The sequence below is a fragment of the Methanofollis aquaemaris genome (assembly GCF_017357525.1).
Classification (GTDB): domain Archaea; phylum Halobacteriota; class Methanomicrobia; order Methanomicrobiales; family Methanofollaceae; genus Methanofollis; species Methanofollis aquaemaris.
In genome coordinates this window covers 725,185-745,495 of sequence record NZ_CP036172.1, presented here as the reverse complement: position 1 = coordinate 745,495, position 20,311 = coordinate 725,185, and the positions used below count along the sequence as shown (strand labels likewise).

The 20,311-nt window shown below is 60.5% G+C and carries 19 protein-coding genes; 7 read left to right on the top strand and 12 right to left on the bottom strand.

The annotated features are described in order from the left end of the window. Nucleotides 1-77 precede the first annotated feature (77 nt). Both RJ40_RS03510 and RJ40_RS03505 read left to right on the top strand, forming a co-directional pair. Nucleotides 78-968 (top strand): ATP-grasp domain-containing protein, encoded by an 891-nt coding sequence (locus RJ40_RS03510; RefSeq protein ID WP_265581974.1) that lies wholly within the window; start codon nucleotides 78-80, stop codon nucleotides 966-968. Continuing rightward, nucleotides 965-1,897 carry a hydantoinase/oxoprolinase family protein gene (locus RJ40_RS03505; protein ID WP_265581973.1) on the top strand — a complete coding sequence of 311 codons (933 nt, stop codon included), beginning with the start codon at nucleotides 965-967 and terminating at the stop codon, nucleotides 1,895-1,897. The genes RJ40_RS03510 and RJ40_RS03505 overlap by 4 nt, the downstream gene beginning before the upstream one ends. A gap of 20 nt (nucleotides 1,898-1,917) precedes the next feature. Here RJ40_RS03505 and RJ40_RS03500 read toward each other — a convergent pair whose 3' ends face one another. Then, on the bottom strand, nucleotides 1,918-2,574 hold the full coding sequence (locus tag RJ40_RS03500) for a hypothetical protein (RefSeq protein WP_265581972.1): 657 nt from the start codon (nucleotides 2,572-2,574) through the stop codon (nucleotides 1,918-1,920). A 198-nt stretch (nucleotides 2,575-2,772) separates the two neighbouring features. Between RJ40_RS03500 and fdhF the strand changes: the two genes are divergently transcribed. Next, nucleotides 2,773-4,839: a formate dehydrogenase subunit alpha gene (gene fdhF, locus RJ40_RS03495; protein ID WP_265581971.1), complete on the top strand. Its 2,067-nt coding sequence runs from the start codon at nucleotides 2,773-2,775 to the stop codon at nucleotides 4,837-4,839. Between the two features lie 2 nt (nucleotides 4,840-4,841). Further along, nucleotides 4,842-6,083: a Coenzyme F420 hydrogenase/dehydrogenase, beta subunit C-terminal domain gene (locus RJ40_RS03490; protein ID WP_265581970.1), complete on the top strand. Its 1,242-nt coding sequence runs from the start codon at nucleotides 4,842-4,844 to the stop codon at nucleotides 6,081-6,083. A gap of 256 nt (nucleotides 6,084-6,339) precedes the next feature. On the opposite strand, the gene RJ40_RS03485 is transcribed toward RJ40_RS03490, so the two are convergent. The 4 genes from RJ40_RS03485 to RJ40_RS03470 form a co-directional block, all read right to left on the bottom strand. Next, the gene (locus tag RJ40_RS03485; RefSeq protein WP_265581969.1) at nucleotides 6,340-6,927 is read right to left on the bottom strand and encodes a flavin reductase family protein; all 588 of its coding nucleotides are present in this window, start codon (nucleotides 6,925-6,927) and stop codon (nucleotides 6,340-6,342) included. 504 nt (nucleotides 6,928-7,431) lie between these two features. Beyond that, complete coding sequence (locus RJ40_RS03480; protein WP_265581968.1) at nucleotides 7,432-7,947, bottom strand: PAS domain-containing protein; 516 nt, start codon at nucleotides 7,945-7,947, stop codon at nucleotides 7,432-7,434. Nucleotides 7,948-8,041: 94 nt separating this feature from the next. Further along, nucleotides 8,042-8,956 carry an ornithine cyclodeaminase family protein gene (locus tag RJ40_RS03475; protein WP_265581967.1) on the bottom strand — a complete coding sequence of 305 codons (915 nt, stop codon included), beginning with the start codon at nucleotides 8,954-8,956 and terminating at the stop codon, nucleotides 8,042-8,044. Continuing rightward, nucleotides 8,953-9,354 (bottom strand): TspO/MBR family protein, encoded by a 402-nt coding sequence (locus tag RJ40_RS03470; protein WP_265581966.1) that lies wholly within the window; start codon nucleotides 9,352-9,354, stop codon nucleotides 8,953-8,955. Before RJ40_RS03470 ends, RJ40_RS03475 begins: the two co-directional genes overlap by 4 nt. Before the next feature lie 176 nt (nucleotides 9,355-9,530). Between RJ40_RS03470 and RJ40_RS03465 the strand changes: the two genes are divergently transcribed. Next, nucleotides 9,531-9,785, top strand: a complete 255-nt coding sequence (locus RJ40_RS03465) for a SemiSWEET family sugar transporter (protein ID WP_265581965.1) — start codon at nucleotides 9,531-9,533, stop codon at nucleotides 9,783-9,785. A 37-nt stretch (nucleotides 9,786-9,822) separates the two neighbouring features. Here the strand turns inward: RJ40_RS03465 and RJ40_RS03460 are convergent, their stop codons facing one another. The 4 genes from RJ40_RS03460 to wtpA form a co-directional block, all read right to left on the bottom strand. Next, on the bottom strand, nucleotides 9,823-10,281 hold the full coding sequence (locus tag RJ40_RS03460) for an acylphosphatase (protein WP_265581964.1): 459 nt from the start codon (nucleotides 10,279-10,281) through the stop codon (nucleotides 9,823-9,825). A gap of 25 nt (nucleotides 10,282-10,306) precedes the next feature. Further along, nucleotides 10,307-11,389 (bottom strand): ABC transporter ATP-binding protein, encoded by a 1,083-nt coding sequence (locus tag RJ40_RS03455; protein WP_265581963.1) that lies wholly within the window; start codon nucleotides 11,387-11,389, stop codon nucleotides 10,307-10,309. Next, complete coding sequence (locus RJ40_RS03450) at nucleotides 11,376-12,188, bottom strand: ABC transporter permease (RefSeq protein WP_265581962.1); 813 nt, start codon at nucleotides 12,186-12,188, stop codon at nucleotides 11,376-11,378. The genes RJ40_RS03455 and RJ40_RS03450 overlap by 14 nt, the downstream gene beginning before the upstream one ends. 98 nt (nucleotides 12,189-12,286) lie before the next feature. Then, a complete protein-coding gene (gene wtpA / locus RJ40_RS03445) occupies nucleotides 12,287-13,387 on the bottom strand; it encodes a tungstate ABC transporter substrate-binding protein WtpA (RefSeq protein WP_265581961.1) in 1,101 nt (366 codons plus the stop codon). A gap of 114 nt (nucleotides 13,388-13,501) precedes the next feature. Here wtpA and hisD point away from each other — a divergent pair, with 114 nt between their 5' ends. After that, complete coding sequence (gene hisD, locus RJ40_RS03440) at nucleotides 13,502-14,758, top strand: histidinol dehydrogenase (protein ID WP_265581960.1); 1,257 nt, start codon at nucleotides 13,502-13,504, stop codon at nucleotides 14,756-14,758. A gap of 559 nt (nucleotides 14,759-15,317) precedes the next feature. Further along, the gene (locus RJ40_RS03435) at nucleotides 15,318-15,605 is read left to right on the top strand and encodes a hypothetical protein (RefSeq protein ID WP_265581959.1); all 288 of its coding nucleotides are present in this window, start codon (nucleotides 15,318-15,320) and stop codon (nucleotides 15,603-15,605) included. Nucleotides 15,606-16,034: 429 nt separating this feature from the next. On the opposite strand, the gene RJ40_RS03430 is transcribed toward RJ40_RS03435, so the two are convergent. From RJ40_RS03430 to RJ40_RS03420, 3 genes are read right to left on the bottom strand one after another with little or no spacing between them, the layout of a single operon-like run. Beyond that, entirely contained in the window at nucleotides 16,035-17,003 is a 969-nt protein-coding gene (locus RJ40_RS03430) for an HD domain-containing protein (RefSeq protein ID WP_265581958.1), read from the bottom strand. Between the two features lie 12 nt (nucleotides 17,004-17,015). After that, nucleotides 17,016-18,290 (bottom strand): BREX system ATP-binding protein BrxD, encoded by a 1,275-nt coding sequence (gene brxD / locus RJ40_RS03425; protein WP_265581957.1) that lies wholly within the window; start codon nucleotides 18,288-18,290, stop codon nucleotides 17,016-17,018. A gap of 5 nt (nucleotides 18,291-18,295) precedes the next feature. Further along, nucleotides 18,296-20,095, bottom strand: coding sequence for a tetratricopeptide repeat protein (locus RJ40_RS03420; protein ID WP_265581956.1), 1,800 nt, complete (start codon nucleotides 20,093-20,095; stop codon nucleotides 18,296-18,298). Nucleotides 20,096-20,311: the final 216 nt, after the last annotated feature.

The following is a 20,311-nucleotide window of genomic DNA, read 5'->3' as shown; positions in this document are numbered from 1 at the left end:
GAATGGGTATGCCCGCCTCCCTGATAGTCGTTTGCGATCAATATCTACATCACCGGTCGATGCCAACGCAGTAGGGAATGAGGGCATTTCTTGCTGAATATACCGTCTTCCATGACCCCGACCTTGCGGTGGAAGGGCGGGCCATGCTGAAGATCCTCTCCGAGAGTTTTGCACGCTGCGGCTACGAGGTGGTCTGTCCCCGCGGCGGCGACCTGATGGCCGAGATCGAGGATATGGCCCCTGACTGCGATGTCGGGCTGGTCATCGCCCCCGACCGCCTCCTCGCCCCTCTCACCAAGAAACTTGAGGACTGCACGCATAACATCGGGTGTGGATCGATGAATGTCGCTCTCTGTGCCAACAAGAAGCGGTCTCTCCAGGTGCTTGCCGCGCACGGCATCCCGGTACCCGCGGAGAAGACCGATGGGCTCAAGGTGGTCAAGCCAATCCGTGGGTGCGACACCTACAACACCAGACTCACTGAGGCGGCGCCAGGCCCCGACGAGATCGGGCAGGAATATATCGAGGGCGAACCCCTCTCGGTCAGCCTTATCGGGAGCCGGATCGTCGGCGAGGCCTGTCTCTACTTCTCGGGGGCAGGGCCGCTCGTCCTCTCTCTCAACCGGCAGAAGATCACCCTCGGCGAGGACGGGTACTTTGCTTATCATGGCGGCGAGACCCCGGTCGACCACCCGATGAAGGATGAGATCGTCAGGACCGCGGTGCAGGCGGCGATGGTGCTCGGGTGCCAGGGATATGTGGGCGTCGACCTGGTCGTCGGCGACCGCCCCTATGTGCTGGAGGTGAACCCCAGGATGACGACGAGCATGGTCGGGATCGCCGCCTGCATGGAAGAAGAGATCGCCGACCTCCTCGTCGACGCCTCCTGCGGGAAGGTGCCGGCCGACGGCGTGCATCTCAAAGGAAGAGTTGAGTTCGACCGCGAAGGCCGGGTGATGCTCCTATGATCGGCATCGATGTCGGCGGGGCGAACCTGAAGGTGGTGGACCGGACCGGTGCCCACATCCATTACTGCCCCCTCTGGACCGAGGCCCCGCTCGCCGACCTGCTCGCTCCCTATGCGAAGGACGGGGAGAACGCCGCCGTCGTGATGAGCGGCGAGCTTGCCGACAGTTTCTCCTCCAAAAATGAAGGGATCCGGTTTATCGTAGAGGCCGTGCAGGAGTCCTTCCCTGACGCCCTCTTCTACGGGACCGACGGGGCCTTCCACGATGGTCCGGTATCGGAGCTTGCCGCCGCCAACTGGCTGGCTTCTGCGGATTATCTCCGGGGACGCTACCCAGAGACTGTCCTCCTGGATGTCGGGAGCACCACGGCGGACATCGTCCCGCTCAACCGCTTCGATGACCTCCGTGGCCTCACCGACCTCCTCCGCCTCCAGCAGGGCTACCTGGTCTACACCGGCATGCTCAGGACAAACGTAGCCACCCTGGTAAGGGCCGTCGAGGTGGGGGGAATCTTCACCCCGGTCTCGACCGAGTACTTTGCGTGCAGCGGCGACGCCCACCTGGTCCTCGGTCAGATCGCTCCTGAAGACTACACCGCCGCCACCCCTGATGGCGGCCCGGTCACGGTGGAGGCGGCGATGCGCCGACTCGCCAGGGTCGTCTGCGCCGACCTCAAGGAGATCGGCGAAGAGGCGGTTCAGGGGATCGCCACCCAGTGCTGGACGGCTCAGGCCGGGATGATCGTCAGAGCGGTCAGCACCTGTATGGGAACAAGTGGGTGCAATGCAGTCATCTGCGGAGGGATCGGATCGTCGCTCTTTGCAGGGATGCTCTCCGGCGTTGACCTGAACCGCGAACTCAGGGGTCTGGCCGACGCCCTGCCTGCGTACGCCGTCCTGGAGGTGGCGGGACGCGACGGTATACGCTGAGCCTGCTCCTCCTGGCAGGTTCACTCCTGATCACGGTGGTCTGCTATCTCCTGGGGCTCCCGTTCTTCTTTCTCTTCCTTTTCATCCCGCTCCTCCCCTATTTCGGGCGGGGGCCGGTGAGGATGAAGCGGTGTCCGGTCTGTGGCTGGGAGACCGCAGGCCGCGAGGACTTCTGCCCCTGGGACGGGAGTCGACTGACTCCGGCCGATGGTCAGGGAGATGATTGAGAGGAGAGAGCCGGGCAGGCACAGGCCCCAGAGCTCGATGGACGGGACCGTGCCGATGTCGAGGGCGGCATAGTTGCGGACCGAGCCGCGGTCGAGGACGATGCCCATTGCAGCAAGGATTTTCGACGCCTGGTTGAAGGAGTACTCCCCGGCAAGCACCCGGCAGAGGTCGACGATCGGTGCCCCCACCCTGGTGTCAGGATAGAATGGAGCCGGGGCCGAACAGAGTGCCCCGCAGTGGGTACAGTAATACCGCCGTACCCAGATTGTGATCTCGGAGCGCCCCCGGGCTGTTTTGATCACCGCAAACCGCCGTTTTTTCATGTCGTGCCCCCGCACCACCCCGCCGCACTCCGGGCAGCGGGTGAGGTCTGAGAACTCCGCACCATCAAGGGCTGAAAAAGAGGTCGCAACAAGGTCGGCGAGCATGGGTGGCACAGGCACCTGCATGTACTACAACTGCGCTCCCCCACTTTTTTAATCTATCAGCAGGGGTAGGTAAACCAAAAGCATTGCCAGTTAATGATAAGTGTTGCCGGAATCGGAGGGTATGGAGGCGCCCGTCCACTATTATTCACCAAACTCCGCCGCGAGAAGGGGTAACCTTATATGGCGTCTCTGAGATTTTTCTGTATCCGAGGTTTTTCCATGGACGTAAAGTATGTTCGAACGACCTGCCCGTACTGCGGTACAGGGTGTTCCTTCAACCTCGTTGTCAAGGACGGAAAGGTTTGCGGCGTCCAGCCGTACCACCGCTCTCCGGTCAACGAGGGTAAGGTCTGCCCCAAGGGCACCTATGCATGGGAATTTGTGAACCGTGAGGACCGCCTCACCACGCCGCTCATCAAGAAGGACGGCGAGTTTGTCGAGGCGACCTGGGACGAGGCCTATGACCTCATCGCCCAGAAGCTCAAGTCCTACAAGCCCGACGAAATTGCCTGCCTCTCATCGGCCCGTACCTCCAACGAGGACAACTACGCTCTGATGAAGTTCGCCCGCGGCGCTCTCAAGACCCGTCACATCGACCACTGCGCCCGTCTCTGCCACGCTTCGACCGTCGCAGGGCTTGCCGCCTCCTTCGGCTCCGGCGCGATGACCAACTCGATTCTCGACATTGCCGAGTCCAGGTGTGTCTTTATCATCGGGTCCAACACCTTTGAGCAGCACCCGCTCATCGGCCGCAAGATCGCCCAGGCCAAGATGAACGGCGCGAAGATCATCTACGCCGACCCGCGTCTCACCGCCACCGGCAAGCAGGCTGACCTGTACATGCAGTTCCGCTCTGGCTCCGATGTCGCCATCCTGAACTGTATCATGGGTGAGATCATCCGCAATGGCTGGGAAGACAAGGAATGGGTACAGAACCGTGCAAAGGGCTATGAAGAGCTGAAAGCTGTCGTTCTGAAGGACGACTACCTGCCCGAGAATGTCGAGAAGATCTCCGGCATCCCGGCAGAGCAGCTCAAGACCGCTGCAGAGTGGATCGGGACCGCCGAGTCGTCTGCCCTTCTCTACTCAATGGGTATCACCCAGCACACCGTCGGTGTCGACAATGTGAAGTCCACCGCAAACCTCCAGATGCTCACCGGCAACATCGGGAAGCGCGGAGGCGGTGTGAACGCACTCCGTGGTCAGAACAACGTGCAGGGCGCCTGCGACATGGGTGCGCTGCCGGTCGTCTTCACCGCCTACCAGAAGGTCATCGACCCGGCCGTCCACAAGAAGTTCGCCGACGGATGGGGCTTCCCCGACGGCATCTGCGAGTCGAAGAACGGCTACGAAGTCACCGTCATGATGGACGTCCTCACCGACAACCCTGGCGAGCTCAAGGCGATGTACATCATGGGCGAGAACCCGATGCTCTCTGACCCTGACATCACCCACGTCGAGCACGCTCTTAAGAGCCTCGACTTCATGGTCGTGCAGGATATCTTCATGACCGAGACCGCTGCTCTCGCCGACGTCGTGCTCCCGGCCACCTGCTATGCAGAGAAGGACGGCACGCAGACCTCCACCGAGCGCCGTGTCCAGATGTGGCACAAGGCTCAGGAGGCACCCGGCCAGGCCAAACTCGACTGGCAGATCATCGCCGAACTCGCTGCGAAGATGGGTTATGCCGACCAGTTCCCCTGGCAGACGTCAGAGGAAGTCTTCAACGAGATGCGCTCACTCACCCCGTCCTATGGAGGGATGACCTACGAGCGGCTCGAGAAGCCCGAGGCCCTTCACTGGCCATGCCCCACCGAGGAACACCCCGGCACCCCGATCCTCCACATCGGCAAGTGCTCCCACCCTGATGGCATGGGTGTCATGCACCCCATCGAGTGGAAGCCGCCTGCAGAGGTTCCGGACGAGGAGTATCCGCTTGTCCTCACCACTGGCAGGTGCATCTGGCACTGGCACACCGGCTCCATGACCCGCCGCTCCGAGCACCTCGACGCCGAGGTTCCGACCGGCTGGATCGAGCTCAACCCCGAGGACGCCAAGGCCCTTGGTATCGTCGATGGCGAGATGGTCAAGGCGACCTCACGCCGCGGTACTATCAACGTGCCCGCGAAGGTCACGAAGGACATTATGAAGGGTGTCACCTTCATGCCGTTCCACTTTGCCGAGTGCGCAGCAAACGTTCTCACCAACAACGTCCTCGACCCGATCGCGAAGATCCCGGAGTTCAAGGCATGTGCGGTGAAGGTTGAAAAGATCCAGGAGGCCTGAAAATGTCAGCAAAAGGCGATATGTATTACGCATGGTCGACCGATGCGGACCTCCTTGCAAAGGGCGAGTGCGGCGGTGCCGTTTCCTCGCTCCTCAAGTACGCCCTTGAGAGCAAGATGGTCGACGCGGTCCTTGCCGTGAAGAAGGGTGCGGACATCTACGACGCTGTCCCGACCCTCATCACCGACCCCGAAGAGATTGCGCAGGCTGCGGGCTCCCTCCACTGCGGGACGCTCCTCCTCTCCAAGCTCTTCAAGAAGTACCTCAACGGTGCTAACGACATGAAGATCGCGGTCACCGTCAAGGGCTGCGATGCAATGGGTATCTACGAACTTGCCAAGAGGCAGCAGATCAACCTCGACAATGTCGTGATGATCGGTCTCAACTGTGGTGGTACGGTCAGCCCGGTCACCGCCCGCAAGATGATCGCCGACAAGTTCGAGACCGACCCCGACACCGTCCTCAAGGAGGAGATCGATAAGGGCCAGTTCATCATCGAGACCGCCGACGGCCACAAGGGCATCAAGATCGACGAGCTCGAAGAGGAAGGCTACGGCCGCAGGTCCAACTGCCGCCGGTGCAAGATGAAGGTTCCGCGCCAGGCAGACCTCGCCTGCGGGAACTGGGGTGTCATCGGCGACAAGGCCGGCAAGGCCACCTTCGTCGAAGTCTGCTCCGAGAAGGGTGCAGAGCTCCTCGACGCCGCCACAAAGGCGGGCAAGCTTGCCACCGAGGCACCAAACCCGAAGGGCATCGAGATCCGCGGCAAGGTCGAGAACGCCATGCTCAAGCTCGGCGACTCCTGGCGTGCCAGGGACTTCGAAGCTCTCGGTGAGGGCAGCGACCGTCTGAAGAAGATCCTGAACGAGACTTCCCGGTGTATCAAGTGCTACCAGTGCATCGACAACTGTCCGATCTGCTACTGTGTCGAGTGCTCCACCAAGAAGCCGTACCTGGTCAAGCCCGGTGAGATACCGCCGAACTTCATGTTCCACCTCATCAGGTTCGCCCACATCTCCGACTCCTGCATCAACTGCGGTCAGTGCCAGGAACTCTGTGCCATGGACATCCCGAACTCGCTGTTCATGCACGCGCTCCAGGTCGACCTCCAGGAGATGTTCGGTTTCGTGCCGGGCGTCGACATGACCCTCCCGCTCCTTGCCCTTGTCGAGGAGAACGAAGAGAGGGACAGGCTTACCGGCACCGGCAGCGACCAGATCTTCAACATCTTCCAGAAGGAGTAAATCTCCTTTTTTTTTGTTTGAATTCTCCTGCCCGCCCTTGAGGGGGAATCCCCTCTATATTTTCAGGTTCTGTTTTATCCGGGAGCGAAACTCTCAGAAACCAGCACAACGGGAGATGGATTCCTGAAATCTTTGCTCCTCCCGGGGGTGACTCCTCAATCCCGGCGTGAAGATAGACGGGGGGTGGCGAGGGGCTCTGTTCCCGCTCGCTGCCATTTCGTGAGGAGAACGATCAAGGGCTTCTAGACAGTCCCTTTCACGCACCTTTCTCCCAGGAGAACATCTCGGCATATGATCGGTACTCCCCGTCTCCGGCCGGGTGGGTGAACCGCATCCCGCTCTTCCCGCAGAGCATGCAGAGCGGCTTCGCCACGGCGGGGTCCATCTCTCCGTCCGGGGTGAAAAAGCGGTCGTCGGCCTCAAGTCGTTCCACCTTCCCGATGACAAGGACATATTTTTCCCTGCAGATCTCCTCGACCAGGGTGCACTCCATCCATGCAATGCACCCCTCGATGCCCGGGGGACGCACGGTTTTCGAGGGATGGGGTATGAGATCTGCTTCCACAAACTCATCGATCTCGGGGGGGTAGTGGCGTGCGCAGATCATCACTTCGCGACTCATCCCGGCGGTTGGGACATTGACGACGAATTCGCCGGTCGCCCTGATGTTATCGAGGGTGTCCCGCTTCAGCCATGATGCAAGGACGATCTCGTCGAGAGGCCGCAGGATCGGAGTGATGTTTCCCCAGGGTGCGACATTGAGCGTGCCGTCAGAGGAGATGGTCGAGATGAGGACGACCGGGAGCGGGAGAACACTCTCCCTCTTGTGGGGTGGTAGGTCCATGGGTCATAATTATTTTCAAAATGGTAATACTTTTTTGGAATGTATGAATGTCCCTTCGGATCGGCCCTGCGGTCCTGCCGCCTTTTGGAACATCAAGGACAAAATGTCGCCAGCGCGATGCAATTGAACGATATCTCTCTCCTCGCGTGAAGAGAACATAGGAAACGACACTATCCTCTTCATGATCCCCCTCCGCCTTCCCGCCCCAATCGCAAGGGGGTCCGTGGGCAGCGCCCCCGGTGCGAGCGTGCGGGAAGGCATGTCGATCCGACGGGCCGCCCCACAGAATAACAAAGAAATTTTTGTCACTCTCTCGCACCGGAGGGCAACCCCTCTCGACCCCCCCCACGGTGAGGATCGGTGGAGGGCGGCGCCATACCACGCGCTTCACGATCTCTTTCTGGCAATTGCTATGACTGTGCATTCCGGTGCGAAGAGGAGATGGCGCGGGACCATAGAGTTACGAAAAAAGTATCAGATACTTGAGTGATGACCGGGCACCACTCACCGGAAGTGGAAAGTGGCGTCCGGCCCCTCACCTGTGGTCGGGATATAGATCGGTACCCAGTAACCCGCGCCGTCGGCTGCGCGGACCGGTGCGAGGTTTCTGGCCGGGGCCGAGGGTGTGGACAGATCGATGACAATGACTGCACCGCGGACTATCTCGTCGTGTATGAGTGGGGCGGCGCGGGTTGCGTAGTCCCTGCCTGCATGGTTCAGGGTGGCGCGGGAGACGACGCAGAAATCAGTGGAACGTTGTGTGATCTTTCTAAGGGTGTGGGCGCAGCCGGCTGAAAAGACCTCCTCTGCAGGCTGGCCGACAGCATTTTCCTGGTCAATCTCGAAGAGGTCGGCGGCGGCCCGGTTGAGATCGATAAGATCTCCGGATGGCGAGAGTGCTACGAATGGCGTAGGAAGGGACTCGAGGATAGAGGCGGCAGTGACGAAGTCTTCGTCTCGGGAAACGTGAGATTTCAGAACCTCCAGCCTCTTCTGGCTCTCTGACAGGTTATGCTCCATGAACTCCATCTCCAATAGAGGATATTCCGGGGCAGAAGATAAATGATAGGTATTGAACCTGTAGGTCCGGGCCGGCGTACCGTGGTCTCTCTCCTCATGTGGAGTCCCGGACGGCTTCTGTCCCCAATTCCATCTTATGGGCGTTCCGGTACACTCTTGCGGCGGCAAAAGTGTCCTGGACACCGAGGCCAACCGACTTGAAGAGTGTGACTTCGTCAGATAACCTTTCGAATGGAACGATGCCCGCGGCCATCTCGCCGTTCTCTGCCCTGAAAATCTCGGGGCCGACGATTCCTGCTCGGATCGGGACGCACAGATCCCCGACCTCCGCGAGGGCGGCGTCCCTCTGGTCGACCACCACTTGTGCCCGCAGGACGGTCTCGGACGGAACCTCATGCATCTCTGGTGTATAGGTCCCAATTGCGTTGATGTGTGTTCCGGGTTCCAGAGAGGCGTCCGGGAAGACGGGTTTCGTCGAGTAGGTCGCGGTGCAGACGATATCTGCCCCTCTGACCGCCTCTCTGGCTGAACGGGTTGCCATTTCCCTGATAATGTCCTCGATGTGCCCGGGTTGCCTTGCATAAATTCGCACCTCCTCAATCGGTCTGACGCTGCAGATTGCCGCCACCTGGGTGCGGGCCTGGCCCCCCGCACCGATGACCGCCGCGACCCGGCTTTCCGACCTGGCGAGGAGGTCAGTTGCCAACCCGGATGCGGCACCGGTCCGGAGGGCTGTGAGCGAACTGCCTTCGATGAGAGCGAGGGATCGGCTGGAGTCGGGATCGAGGAGCAGGACTCCGGCATGGATGAGTGGGATCCCCTTCTTCGTGTTCTCGGGAAATATGGAGACCACTTTCACGGTGAGGGCTTCAAGGGTGGGTGAAGAGACAGCGGCCGGCATACGGAGGCACTCGCCTGTGAGGAGGTCGGTTATATGATCTGTTTTTTGTATCCTGAATGAATATGGTGTTTCTCGATATTCAGTCCGACAAAAACGCGTGAAATTCACGCTGACTGAGTGCGGTTCAGTCGCCAGATCGCACCGCTGAGGAGGGTGGCCAGGCTCACCCAGATGAGGTAAGGGAGGAGGAGGGCGGCGGCCAGATCTGAGACCCGGGAGAAGAGGACTATCGTCGCGAGCACCGCGATCCACAGGAGGAGGATCACCACGAAACTTCCGAAGAGGGAGCGGCGCCCCCAGAAGACGGAGGGCCAGAGGAGGTTGATGACAAGCTGCACCGCAAATGCCAGGAGTGCTGCTGGGGCATCGGGGCCGTCTTCGATGATCACGATGACCGCCGCAACCGCCATCAGCAGGTAGAGCACCCCCCAGATCGGTCCGAAGACTCTTGCAGGTGGGGTGAACCATGGCTTCTTCAGCGAGGCGTACCAGGCCGAGCGGTCCATGCCTCCCCCTCTACCGCGCGATGACATAGACCTTTCTCCTTTCCTCGGGGGTGCCGGCTCTTCCTGAATGTGTGGGGCATCACCCTTCGGGCCGGATTTGCACGAACAACTCTGCGCCAGGGAGAAACTCTCACTCTCTGAGATGGGTTTATGACCGAGAGGAGGAGAGGAGATGCATGGACGCGACCATGCTCATCGGTTTTTGTGCCGGCCTGCTCACCACCGTCTCCTTCCTCCCCCAGGTGATACGGACCCTCCGCACGCGTTCGGCCCATGACTTCTCGGCCCTGATGCTGATCCTCCTCTTCGCCGGCCTCACCCTCTGGTTCGTATACGGTGCCCTGCGGGACGATGCGGCGATCGTCGCCACCAACGGCTTCACCGCCGCCCTGGTCGCCGTGATCGGGGCGACAAAAATGCGTTCAGGATAAAGAGGGGACTCTCATATGGCTTCGACCCGAACGACATTCACTGCTGTCGTATCTTCAGGATCTCTTCGAGCAGTTTGTTCGTCTTCTTCTGCTCAGCCAGCAGGTTCTCTTCGGTCTTGAGGACCTCCTTCATCAGGTCGAGGGCGAGCATGCTCCGCTTGAAGATCTCTTCTTTCCGGTCTCCGAACCTCGCGTCAAACCCGGTAAATTCGCCGGTGGGTTCTGTGAGGGAGATCGTGATCCCCTCGACCGAGATCACCGGTTCGTCCTGCGCCTCGACGGCATCGAGGAAGGTGGCGAGGTCTGCAGCATCCCCTTCGGCAACGATCTCGACAGTGCCGTCAGGGAGGTTTCGGACATATCCCGATACGCCGGTTCGTGCGGCACATCCTGCCACAAAACTCCGGTAGCCCACGCCCTGCACCCGGCCGTTCACACCCATCTCAATGCGGTGAACGCCGGTCATGGAAGAGAGGGGGTTTTCGTTCTCCTGCATTGAAGAACGTATGGTCTGGTGGGGTTTAAGGGGGTGTCGGTCGTTCTGCCGGGATGGCGAGGGCGGCGCTCGCTTTGAACCTGACCAGGACCTCGTCGCCAGCCGAGATACTGCTTTCTTCCGCCGACTGGCGGGTGATCATGGCGACAAGCGGGAAACCGCAGTTGACCCTGACCATGACCAGGGGACCACCTCTTGGGATGACCTCGGTGACCACTCCTTTGAAGTGGTTGCGCGCCGTGCTCCCGTCTGTTCCAGGGCGAGCAAGGACCACATCAGCCGCTCTGAAGGCGACCGAGACCCTGACACCCGGTTGGACATCTGAGAGGGCGAAGAGAGTCCGGTCTCCGACCCTGACCGATGCAAGCCCGTCCTGGTTTTCGGCCACGATGCCGTCGACGATATTTTCCATCCCCACAAAACGCGCCACCTCCACCGTACGCGGGGCGTCGAAGACTCCTTCCCTGGAGTCCTCCTGGACAAGACAACCATCGATGATGACGGCGATCCGCGTCGCAAGCCGCAGCGCCTCCTCGCGTGCGTGCGTCACCTGGACCACCGTCAGCCCGGTCTCCTTCCTCACCCTCGCGAGCTCGTCCATCAACGTCTCTTTTGTGACCGGGTCGAGGGCGGCGAAGGGTTCGTCAAGGAGGAGGATGTCTGGTTCTGTCGCGAGTGCCCTTGCGATCGCCACCCGCTGCTGCTCGCCCCCGCTCATCGTAAGGGGGTGGCGGTCGGCCAGGTGGGTGATGGAGAAGCGCTCCAGCAGTCTGTCCACCCTTCTTTCGATCTCGTCTCCGGGAATCTTTTTGAGGCGCAGGCCAAAGCCGATGTTCTTCCTGACCGTCATGTGGGGAAAGAGCGAGTAGTCCTGGTAGACCAGCGCCACTCCCCGTCGTTCAGGCGGGATGTCGCCGACGTCCTCGCCCCGCAGGAGGACGCGTCCCTCCCGTGGAATGTGAAGGCCGGCGACCGCCTCAAGGACCACGGTCTTCCCGGCCCCCGACGGCCCGAGGATACAATAGTGGTCCCCCCGTCGAATCGAGAGACTCACGTCTTTCAGGGCGAAATCTCCAAGTTCCAGTGATACATGCTCAAATTCGATCATCGTACCTCCCCACATGCTTCATGATGATCCTGAGCGCCGCAAAGACGGCGAAACAGACCACGATCATTACAAATGCCACTGACGTGCTCTCCTTGATCCCATCGGTCGTGAAGGTGTTGTAGATGAGCGTCGAGATGACGAACGGATAATAGGCGATGAAGACAACTGCGGCGAACTCTCCGATCGCCCGGCCCCACGCCAGGATCGAACCGTTGAAGATGTGGCGCACGCTCAGGGGGATCACCACCCTGGTGAATGCCTGGAACCTGGTGGCCCCCAGGGTGCGGGCCACATTTTCGAGGTGAACCGGCACCTTCTCGAACCCTTCCCTGACAGCGTCGACGAAGTATGGCGCCGAGACAAAGAGCATCGCGACGACGATCCCCGCGAACGCCTCCTCGAAGACGATCCCGACCTCATAAAGAGGGGCACCGATGAGTCCCCGCCGCATAAAGAGAATATATACCATGATCCCCGCGACCGTGTGCGGGAGCATCAGGGGCATGTCGATGAGCGCTTCCACGATCCCCTTCCCCCAGAAGTCAGTCCTGGCCAGGACATATGCCAATGGGATACCGAGGAAGAGGAGTATGATGACGGTGGCCAGGCCTGCTTCCATGGTGGTGAGGATGGTGCCGATGACCTTCTCTTCGGCCGCCACCCGCAGGAGGTGCGGGATGTCGGAGAGTTCTCCGGCCGCCATGTTGAGGAGTGCAAGGAGCGTGTAGAGAACGAGCAGGCTCCCGATGACGGCGAAGGAGAGGAGACAGCGGTCAGGGAGGGGGCGTCTTCTTCCCATGATCATATTCTGAACCTTACAAACAGTTTGTTCTTTTGTTCTTTATCTGGAAAAGAGCGTTTTGATCTGGAGACAATATCGGCACGGAAAAAAAGAAGTTAGGGGGTGGCGGTGAGGTCCGCGAGTTCGGCGGGGACATCGCCAAAACCGTTGGCCGGAACGATCGGGGGCTGGCCCTGGCCGTTCATGATGGCCTGGCCCTCCTCGCCGATGAGCATCTTCACGAACTCAAGGCCCATTGCAGAGTGCTCGGCGTTCGTCGGGACGGTCACGCCGTAGACGACCGGTGTCGCGACCTTCATGCCGCCGGTGCAGTCGATCTGCACCTTCTTGTAGGTGTCGGCATACTCGACGGACGAGAGGTCGACGGCCTCGGGGAGTTCGAGGAAGTTCAGGCCGTTCTGGACAGCGACGCTCCTGTACTCCCAGGCGTAGTCAAGTCCGCCGGCCTGGAGCATCTGAACGAGTTCGACGCTCTTGGGGCGGATCTGGAGCGGGAGTTCGGGTGCGGGCTCGGTGGCGTGGATGGTGTAGGTGCCGTTCTCCTCGGTCACCTTGATGTTGCTGTGGGCGCTGACGGTGTTCTCAAAGATCTGGTCGTCGCCATAGTGCAGTTCTGCGAGCTGAATGACCATCGGTGAGCGGTACCCACAGGGGTCCTGGTTCGGGTCGGAGAAGGCCCAGTTGACGTCGTCCTTTGCAAGGATCGTGTACCAGTTGGCGTCGTTCAGTTCGTCGGCGTACTTGCTCTCGTTGGTGTAGCAGAGGACAAGACGGTTCTTGGCGAAGGTGAGGTACCAGTCGGCCTTCTCTGCCGGGACCATCAGGTCGGGGATGAGCGAGTAGTCGGCCGTCGCATAGACGTCGGCGCTCTTGCCGAGTTCGGTGATCTCGCGGGCGAGCTTGGTCGAGCCGCCTGCATAGAGCCTGACGTCGACACCGGGGTGCGCGACCTCGAATGTCTGTTCGAGTTCCTCGAAGGGTTTGGCCAGGCTGCCGGCATGGTAGACGTTCAGGACGCTTTCTTCTGCCTGGGCAACGGTCTCTGTGGCTGTTACAGTGGCATTTTCGTCGCCGGCCGCCGGGGTGGTGGCTCCGTCGGTGGCGTCGGTTGTCTGGGTGCCGGTGCACCCGCAGAGGAAGACTGCGGCGCAAAGGAGCAGCACTGCAGTCATCAGCAGGGATTTTGAATTCATCATATTCTAAATTGGTATCACTCTCAAATAATTCTTCTGAATTCATATTTTTTGATCAACTATTCTCCAGAATTACAGCAAGTCTTAATGCCTTCATGTGTCGAATCTTTTCGCACTATGTGGAAGGCGCTGGATGTTGCTGCATGGAAGGAACAGCGGCGGGCCGACCTCGCCGGGGTGCGGGAGGCTGTTGCCGGGATTGTAGGGGCGGTGGAACAGGATGGGGACGAGGCACTCTATGCCCTCACCAGGAAGTTTGACCATATCGACCTTGAAGATCTCGCGGTCGCTCCTGAGGAGTTCGAGGCGGCGTACGACGAGGTGGACGACGCCCTGATCGACGCCCTCGCCGATGCTGAGGCCAATATCAGGCGGTTCCACGAACTGCAGCGCAACCGTTCTCTCTGGCTTGAGGAGGTAGAACCCGGCGTGGTGCTGGGCGTAAAGACGACGCCCCTCGACCGGATCGGGGCCTATGTCCCGGGCGGCCGTGCGGCGTACCCCTCTACGGCGCTGATGACCACGGTCCCCGCGCAGGTGGCCGGGGTTGCAGAGGTCTGCGTCTGCTCGCCGCCTCCCATCCACCCTCTCACCCTTGTCGCCCTCGATCTTGCCGGGGTGGACGAGTGCTACCGCATCGGCGGGGCGCAGGCCATCGCTGCGATGGCCCTGGGGACCGAGACCATCGACCCGGTCCAGAAGATCGTCGGGCCAGGGAATGTCTTTGTGACCGCGGCCAAGATGATGCTGAGAGACCACGCAGAGATCGACTTTCCGGCCGGCCCCTCTGAGATCGGAGTGCTCGCCGACGAGAGCGCGGATCCGGTCTTCGTCGCCGCCGACGTCCTTGCCCAGGCCGAGCACGACCCCCATGCCGGGTGCGTCCTGGTCACCACCGATCCTGCGCTCCCTGCGCGCGTCGGCGCCGAGATCAGGCGGCAACTCGAGACAGCCGAACGCCGTGAGATCATCGAGGCCGCCCTTGAGAACTCCGGCTATGTTGTCGCCGCCGACTTCGACGAGGCTGTCGCAGCGATGGACGAGGTCGCCCCCGAACATCTCTCCATCCAGGTCACAGATCCGATGGCCGCCCTCAACGCCGTCCACCATGCGGGCTCCATCTTCGTCGGACCGTACACGGCAGTCGCCTTCGGGGACTATGCCTCAGGGACCAACCACGTCCTCCCGACCGCAGGATATGCGAGGACGTACTCTGGCCTGGACATCCACCACTTCTGCAAGACCTCGTCGGTCCAGATGCTCAGCAGGGAGGGTGCCGAGGCGCTCGGCGATATCGTCGAGTCGCTCGCCACCGCCGAGGGTCTCCATGCTCATGCCAACTCGGTGCGGCTCCGCCGGCAGCGGCGGGAGTGAATTCTTTTTTTTTGTTTTTGGGGTTCTTTTGAAACCCTCTGGGTGGTTCTCATTGCGCGAGGCTGGTCGCCCAGCCGCCCCCACCCGAAGATAGCACTGAGGACGCAATCCTCTCTTTATGTCCATCGTTTCGCCTTCCCGCCCCTATCTTTATCCAGGGAGTCCGGGGGCAGTGCCCCCCGCGTATATGATAGGGGAAGGCACGTCGATCAGAACGGCCATCCTCGTCGCAGAATCTTCACCGTCGTCTCGCGCCGGGGGGCGTTGCCTCCCGGACACCCCCACGATGAGATAGGCGGGGGCGGCGACGGATTAAGGTCTCCACCGATTCTCCTGTCTTAATATGGGTGATCTAACGACGAGAAATTTTCATTCCGTATGCTTGAGGCGTCCTCTCGCCTCATGCAGAATACTACAGAGCCAAAAAACTACACAATAATACCTGGATCCTGGAGATGGGTTCTCTAATATGGCTTCTCCTTCATCCCTCCTCCTCCACAGTTTTCATGTGCGGGAAGTCCGGAGGATGCGGTCACTGATTAAAAGGTCATCATTAATAATGATCCAAAGTACACTGGTTGGGATGAACTATCAGGAAGTGCCGGCCATGCGGTATATCGTGGTCGACCGGGCAGCAGGTGAGACCCTCTGCATCACCTCCGATCTGGAAGAGGCATGTACCATCTTGCGGGAACGGATCGGGTACTCTGCCGAAGTCCATGCCGTCCCCGCCCGGACAAGGACAGTCGTCCTCGGTAGGAGAACCCGGGATGCCGGGACGAGGGTGGTGGAGAATGCGCAATGCAGGATGGGGGTGCCATTTCTGGGGATGTTCGGGATTGTGTAAGGATGGTGTTGTCTTACTCTCTGCATGTATAGAACCGAGAGAACTCGCCTCAGGCATACACCTGAAAACTATTTCATAGCAAATCCTCCGAGGAGGTCTCTCTGCCGGGGGGCCGCCGCCCCAGTGGACCTCCGGTCTTTTTCATGGTAAACCCTCTCCCTTTTGTCAGAGCGGCCCTCTGACAATAAAATAAGGGCTCTGTAGAAAACATCCTCTTTTCATCACCTCAACCCCCTGTGAACTGAATCCATCGCCTTCCCTCATGCTTATGCCGGGGGCTCCCACTGCCTATCTTCGGCGGGGGGTTCGGGGGGCGGCAAGCCCCCCATCGAAGAGAACTATAAAGACGATTTCTACAAAGCCAAAAGAATTATTCTCGGGAGCCGAGCATCAGCGAGCCCATCGAATAAAATATTTTCAGGGTGCCTGTCAGCCGAAACGCCAGACCGGTCCCCCTGACCGCCAGCCATTTCTCTTCCCGCTTCCCGGGACGAGATCGGCCTGGTCGTCTGCGGCCTCCCTGAGGGTGGCGCTGGTCAGGTCGGCGAGGTGGACTGTCCAGGCTTCGGGCGTCTGGCAGGACACCTCGCCGTGCGGCCCGTGGTGGGACTGGAGGATATGGAGGAGGTGGGCGGCCTTCTCTGCCGGCAGACGCTTCTTTGCGAATGGAGCGATATAGGAGACCCCCATGGTGACGTGGCCGACGAGGTCGTACTCGGGCCGCGCCGCGAAGCCAAGCCCCTGCTCCTCGAAACAGAAGGCCTTCCCGATGTCGTGAAGGAGGGCACCGGCGATGACCAGGTCGCGGTCGGCATCGGTCCGTGTGGCATCGCAGGCCGCCAGGGCGATCCTGGCCGTCTCAAGCGTGTGCTCTGCAAGTCCCCCCCGGTATTCGTGGTGCCTTCCCTTTGCTGCAGGTTTGATGAAGAACCCATCGACCGACGAGATCACCTCCAGCACCATCTGGCCGAGCACCTGATCTGAGATCTCGCCGGCCATCCTGAGCACCCCGCCCTTCAGGTCCAGGTCTTTGACCGGCGACGAGACATAGTCATCTGGATCGACATCGGTGGGGGGGACCGGTTCGGCAAGGTTGGAGATTCCATCGTTCACCGAGATCTGGACCGAGCCATTGTAGGTCTTTGCAAATCCCCTCACCCGGTACACCTCGCCAGGTCGCAGGGAGGAGGCGGTCTCCATGACCGTGTCCCCACACCCCTGCACACCCCAGATAAAGCAGGAGAGCGTACCGGTGACATCGGCGATCTCGGCCCAGATGTACGGGCTCCCGTCCTTCTTCTGCTTCACCTCGAAGGTCTTGAGGAGGAAGAGGTCGTCCACCTCCTCGCCATCAGAGGCCTCTGCTGCATATTTCTGTTTCCCGGATCTCTCACCCATCTCATTCACTCCTCAGAACTCGACCTCAAAGAAGGCCTCTTCCTCCTCGTTCAGTTCCTGCTTCACTTTCCCGGCATCAAAAGCATAGGCCTTTGTTGGGTCGTAGTCGGGGTAGAGCTCGCACTTGTCCAGGACATCCACGAACTCGCGCAGGAAGACCCGCGGGATGACGTCCACCCGCCCGCCGAACCGTGAGGTAACTCCATCGATCATTCCCCTGACAAAACGGTGGGAGACCCGCTCCCGGTCCACCGGGCCGGACGCGTCTGAGTAGATCTCGCAGACCTTCTGGGCGGCCGCCTCAAGTTTCTGCCTGTCAAAGGGGGAGAGTTCGATCTGGGCCTGGAGAGGATTGGTATACCCGTCATCCCCAACAACCTTCAGCCGGTCGTACAACGGCGGGAGCGACCTGATCCCCTTCGAACCCTCGAAGAAGGCCGGCGTACCGGTGAAGAGGAAGTAGCAACCTGGCATCTGGCCGCGGTCTGCGGCGTCGACGATCTGGCGGAGGTTGTTGTAACCCCGCTGCCGCAGGTTGGAAGAAAGGGCCTGAACCGTCTCGACCTCATCGACGGCCACGGCAAGACCGCGGTACCCGGCCCCTCTGATCACCCGGACGATCCCCTGGAGAAAGACCAGTGCCGAGACCTCGTCCACCTCGCCTTTTACCCCCGCCGCCCGGCGAAAGTCGCGACCGATATGAGGCTCGCCGGAGAGCCAGCCGAGCGCCGCCTGGGCGAGATGGAAATCTCCTGCGTTGTTGGCGGTGTAGTAGACCCGCAACGCCGCGGCCAGCGCCGGGTTCACCGTCGAGATGTCGGTGAGCGCCTCCTCGATCCGCGCCACTGTCCCGGCTTCCAGAGCTTCGTCCTCCTCAGTCTTCTCCACATCGATGATCCGCTCCTCGATCGAGAAGGTCCAGTTGTCGATGATTTCTTTGAGGGCGTTCTCGTGCTCGGCCGTGCGCATCGAGGAGAGGATCCGGTAATAGAGGGCGCTCAACTTGTGGAGCGGAGTGTCGGCCGAGATCATCACATGGGCGGTCGCAAACCCTTTCTCCCGTGCGATCTCAAGCGCCCGCGCCACCAGGAAGGTCTTCCCGCTCCCATAGTCCCCCCGCACAAACTTGATATCCGCCCCTCCCGAGGCGATGTAATCGAGCTGCCCACCGATCACGCGTCCTTCAACCTCAAGTCCGACTGCAAGTCGTTCGAGCCCTGCGGCCGGCACCGTGCCGCGCCTGAGGGCGTTGATGATCCCGATGCTCTCAGTCTTTTTCTCGTTCATCCCCTTCACTTCCCGCAGTAGACATAGATCTCGCCGTGCTCGCCCATCCCCTGTTTCTCGATGAGGGAGACCCCGGCGTCTGCCGCTTTCTTGATGAGCCGGTTGACCGCACCGCTCACCCGCCGTGTCCCGAGCACTTTGCGGAGTTCTTCTTCATTGCTCTCTCTGTGCTGTTTTAAAAATGCGACGAGCGCTTCTTCACGCTCATCAAGCCCGAGGTCCGGGAGATCGTTGCTCTCCCTGTCCTTGCTATTCCCGGTCGGTCCGGTGACGCCGAAGGGGAGGACCGGTCGTTCGGCCACCGTCGCCTTCTTGCAGCGGGTGATAATCTCGAAGAACTCTCGGGTATGTTCTCTGGTCAGATCAAATCCATACAGACAGCACTCCTTGCACCGCACGTAATCCCCGGCCTCAAGCGCCCCCTCGGCGGCGCAGAGATAGACCCTGGCAAAGACCTCCACCCCCTCGGGTCCGAGGGTATTGATCTCTGCCGAGAACCGGGCGAGGAGTGCGTCGACCAGGCGCTGCATTCTCTGCCACCTGTTCTCCGCTTCGAGGACCGTCTTCGTTACCCGCACCAGGTCGCCGGTTTTTTTGAGGTGGGTGAGGACATAGAGGAGCACCTTCTCGCATTCGCGCAGGTCACCCTCCTGTGCCAGGAACCTGGCATACTCGACCCCGCCGTTGAGGTAGTCGAGTCGATAGGCTCGATACAGCCACTCGCGTGCCTCTTTCGCCTCCCCGAAGGAGGCATAGAACCATCCGGTCCGTGCCATACTGATCACGTTCGGATCGCCTGAGACAACTGAGAGATAACACTCTGGCACAGTCGTCAGGGCGTACGCCTTCTTGAGAAAAACCTCGTACGCCCCGACGATCATCGAGAGGGTTTCGAGGTCGTTGCCCTGACAGATCTCCTCTCTGATCAGTTCTTCATATCCCTGCTGCGCCAGGTCGTTCTCACCTGTCCCTGCGACGAGTTCGCAGGCGACAAGCTGGTGAATCGGATCCGGTCTTTGCTCAATGAGCCGTTTGCAGGCCTCAAGCGCCTCTCGGTACCGTTTTTCTGATTTGAGGAGAAGCACATAGTCGAGGGCCAGGTCGTCGTCCGGGCATTCCTGGAGGAAGGCCGGGAAGAGGTGCAGGGCGGCGGGGCGGTCGAAGACCGCCAGGGCCGCGAGGTGCTGGCGCAGGAACCCGGGGTCACGGCATGATCGGTATGCCGCAAGGGCGGCCTTTGCCGCCTCCTGGTACCTTCCAGCGGTCATCAGGGCATCGATGTACTCGGTCTTCGCCCCCTCGCCGCCGGAGAGCGACGCATGAACCTTCAGCGCCCCTTCACCATCTCCTGTCTCGATGAGGCTACGCATCAGGGCGATAGTGTCATCTCGTTTCCCTGAGATGGACACGAGGGCCGAGAGAAGGGGAAGGGCAGTGCGGTGGTCGCCCATTCCGATGAAGTGCACGGCATAGGCCCGCAGCGCCTCCTCGTTTCCGGGATCGAGCTGGACTGCCTGGGCGTATGCGGCGATCCCCCCTTCCTTGCCAGCGGCCTCAAGCACCTTTCCGAGGAAACTGTGGTAATACGATGAGTCGGGCGAGTGCGTGATCAGGTCGCGCAGCCGCACTTCGGCTTCGTCGTACTCCTTGAGGGCAAAATAGTTGGTCACAACGAGGACAGCGACCGAAGGATCATCCTTCCCGCCCGGGAGAGAGTTGCAACGCTCGATCGACTCCCTGTACTTTCCGGCCTCATAGAGGGCGAACGCCTCTTCCCTGCTGTCGGCGGGTGATCCCTCGGTCATAACAAGGTGTACTGGGGGGTGCGGCCCAATAAGCATACTGAATCATCTCCATGGGGAGGGCCACCAGAGAGAACCGAAAAAAGGGCTCCGTAGAATTCCTCTTCTGGCGTGTGAATAAGGGGGACCACCCCTATACATGGGCCTGACCGGCGGAGGACAGCACGAACCTTTGAACGATCATCTCTCTGCCTTACCGGTCCCATCACAATCCCGGGG

Bases quoted from the DNA above. Each gene is read 5' to 3' on its own strand.
- RJ40_RS03510 (WP_265581974.1), top strand. From the start codon at position 78: ATGAGGGCATTTCTTGCTGAATATACCGTCTTCCATGACCCCGACCTT.
- RJ40_RS03505 (WP_265581973.1), top strand. From the start codon at position 965: ATGATCGGCATCGATGTCGGCGGGGCGAACCTGAAGGTGGTGGACCGG.
- RJ40_RS03500 (WP_265581972.1), bottom strand. From the start codon at position 2,574: ATGCAGGTGCCTGTGCCACCCATGCTCGCCGACCTTGTTGCGACCTCT.
- fdhF (WP_265581971.1), top strand. From the start codon at position 2,773: ATGGACGTAAAGTATGTTCGAACGACCTGCCCGTACTGCGGTACAGGG.
- RJ40_RS03490 (WP_265581970.1), top strand. From the start codon at position 4,842: ATGTCAGCAAAAGGCGATATGTATTACGCATGGTCGACCGATGCGGAC.
- RJ40_RS03485 (WP_265581969.1), bottom strand. From the start codon at position 6,927: ATGGACCTACCACCCCACAAGAGGGAGAGTGTTCTCCCGCTCCCGGTC.
- RJ40_RS03480 (WP_265581968.1), bottom strand. From the start codon at position 7,947: ATGGAGCATAACCTGTCAGAGAGCCAGAAGAGGCTGGAGGTTCTGAAA.
- RJ40_RS03470 (WP_265581966.1), bottom strand. From the start codon at position 9,354: ATGGACCGCTCGGCCTGGTACGCCTCGCTGAAGAAGCCATGGTTCACC.
- RJ40_RS03465 (WP_265581965.1), top strand. From the start codon at position 9,531: ATGGACGCGACCATGCTCATCGGTTTTTGTGCCGGCCTGCTCACCACC.
- RJ40_RS03460 (WP_265581964.1), bottom strand. From the start codon at position 10,281: ATGCAGGAGAACGAAAACCCCCTCTCTTCCATGACCGGCGTTCACCGC.
- RJ40_RS03455 (WP_265581963.1), bottom strand. From the start codon at position 11,389: ATGATCGAATTTGAGCATGTATCACTGGAACTTGGAGATTTCGCCCTG.
- RJ40_RS03450 (WP_265581962.1), bottom strand. From the start codon at position 12,188: ATGGGAAGAAGACGCCCCCTCCCTGACCGCTGTCTCCTCTCCTTCGCC.
- wtpA (WP_265581961.1), bottom strand. From the start codon at position 13,387: ATGATGAATTCAAAATCCCTGCTGATGACTGCAGTGCTGCTCCTTTGC.
- hisD (WP_265581960.1), top strand. From the start codon at position 13,502: ATGTGGAAGGCGCTGGATGTTGCTGCATGGAAGGAACAGCGGCGGGCC.
- RJ40_RS03435 (WP_265581959.1), top strand. From the start codon at position 15,318: ATGATCCAAAGTACACTGGTTGGGATGAACTATCAGGAAGTGCCGGCC.
- RJ40_RS03430 (WP_265581958.1), bottom strand. From the start codon at position 17,003: ATGGGTGAGAGATCCGGGAAACAGAAATATGCAGCAGAGGCCTCTGAT.
- brxD (WP_265581957.1), bottom strand. From the start codon at position 18,290: ATGAACGAGAAAAAGACTGAGAGCATCGGGATCATCAACGCCCTCAGG.
- RJ40_RS03420 (WP_265581956.1), bottom strand. From the start codon at position 20,095: ATGACCGAGGGATCACCCGCCGACAGCAGGGAAGAGGCGTTCGCCCTC.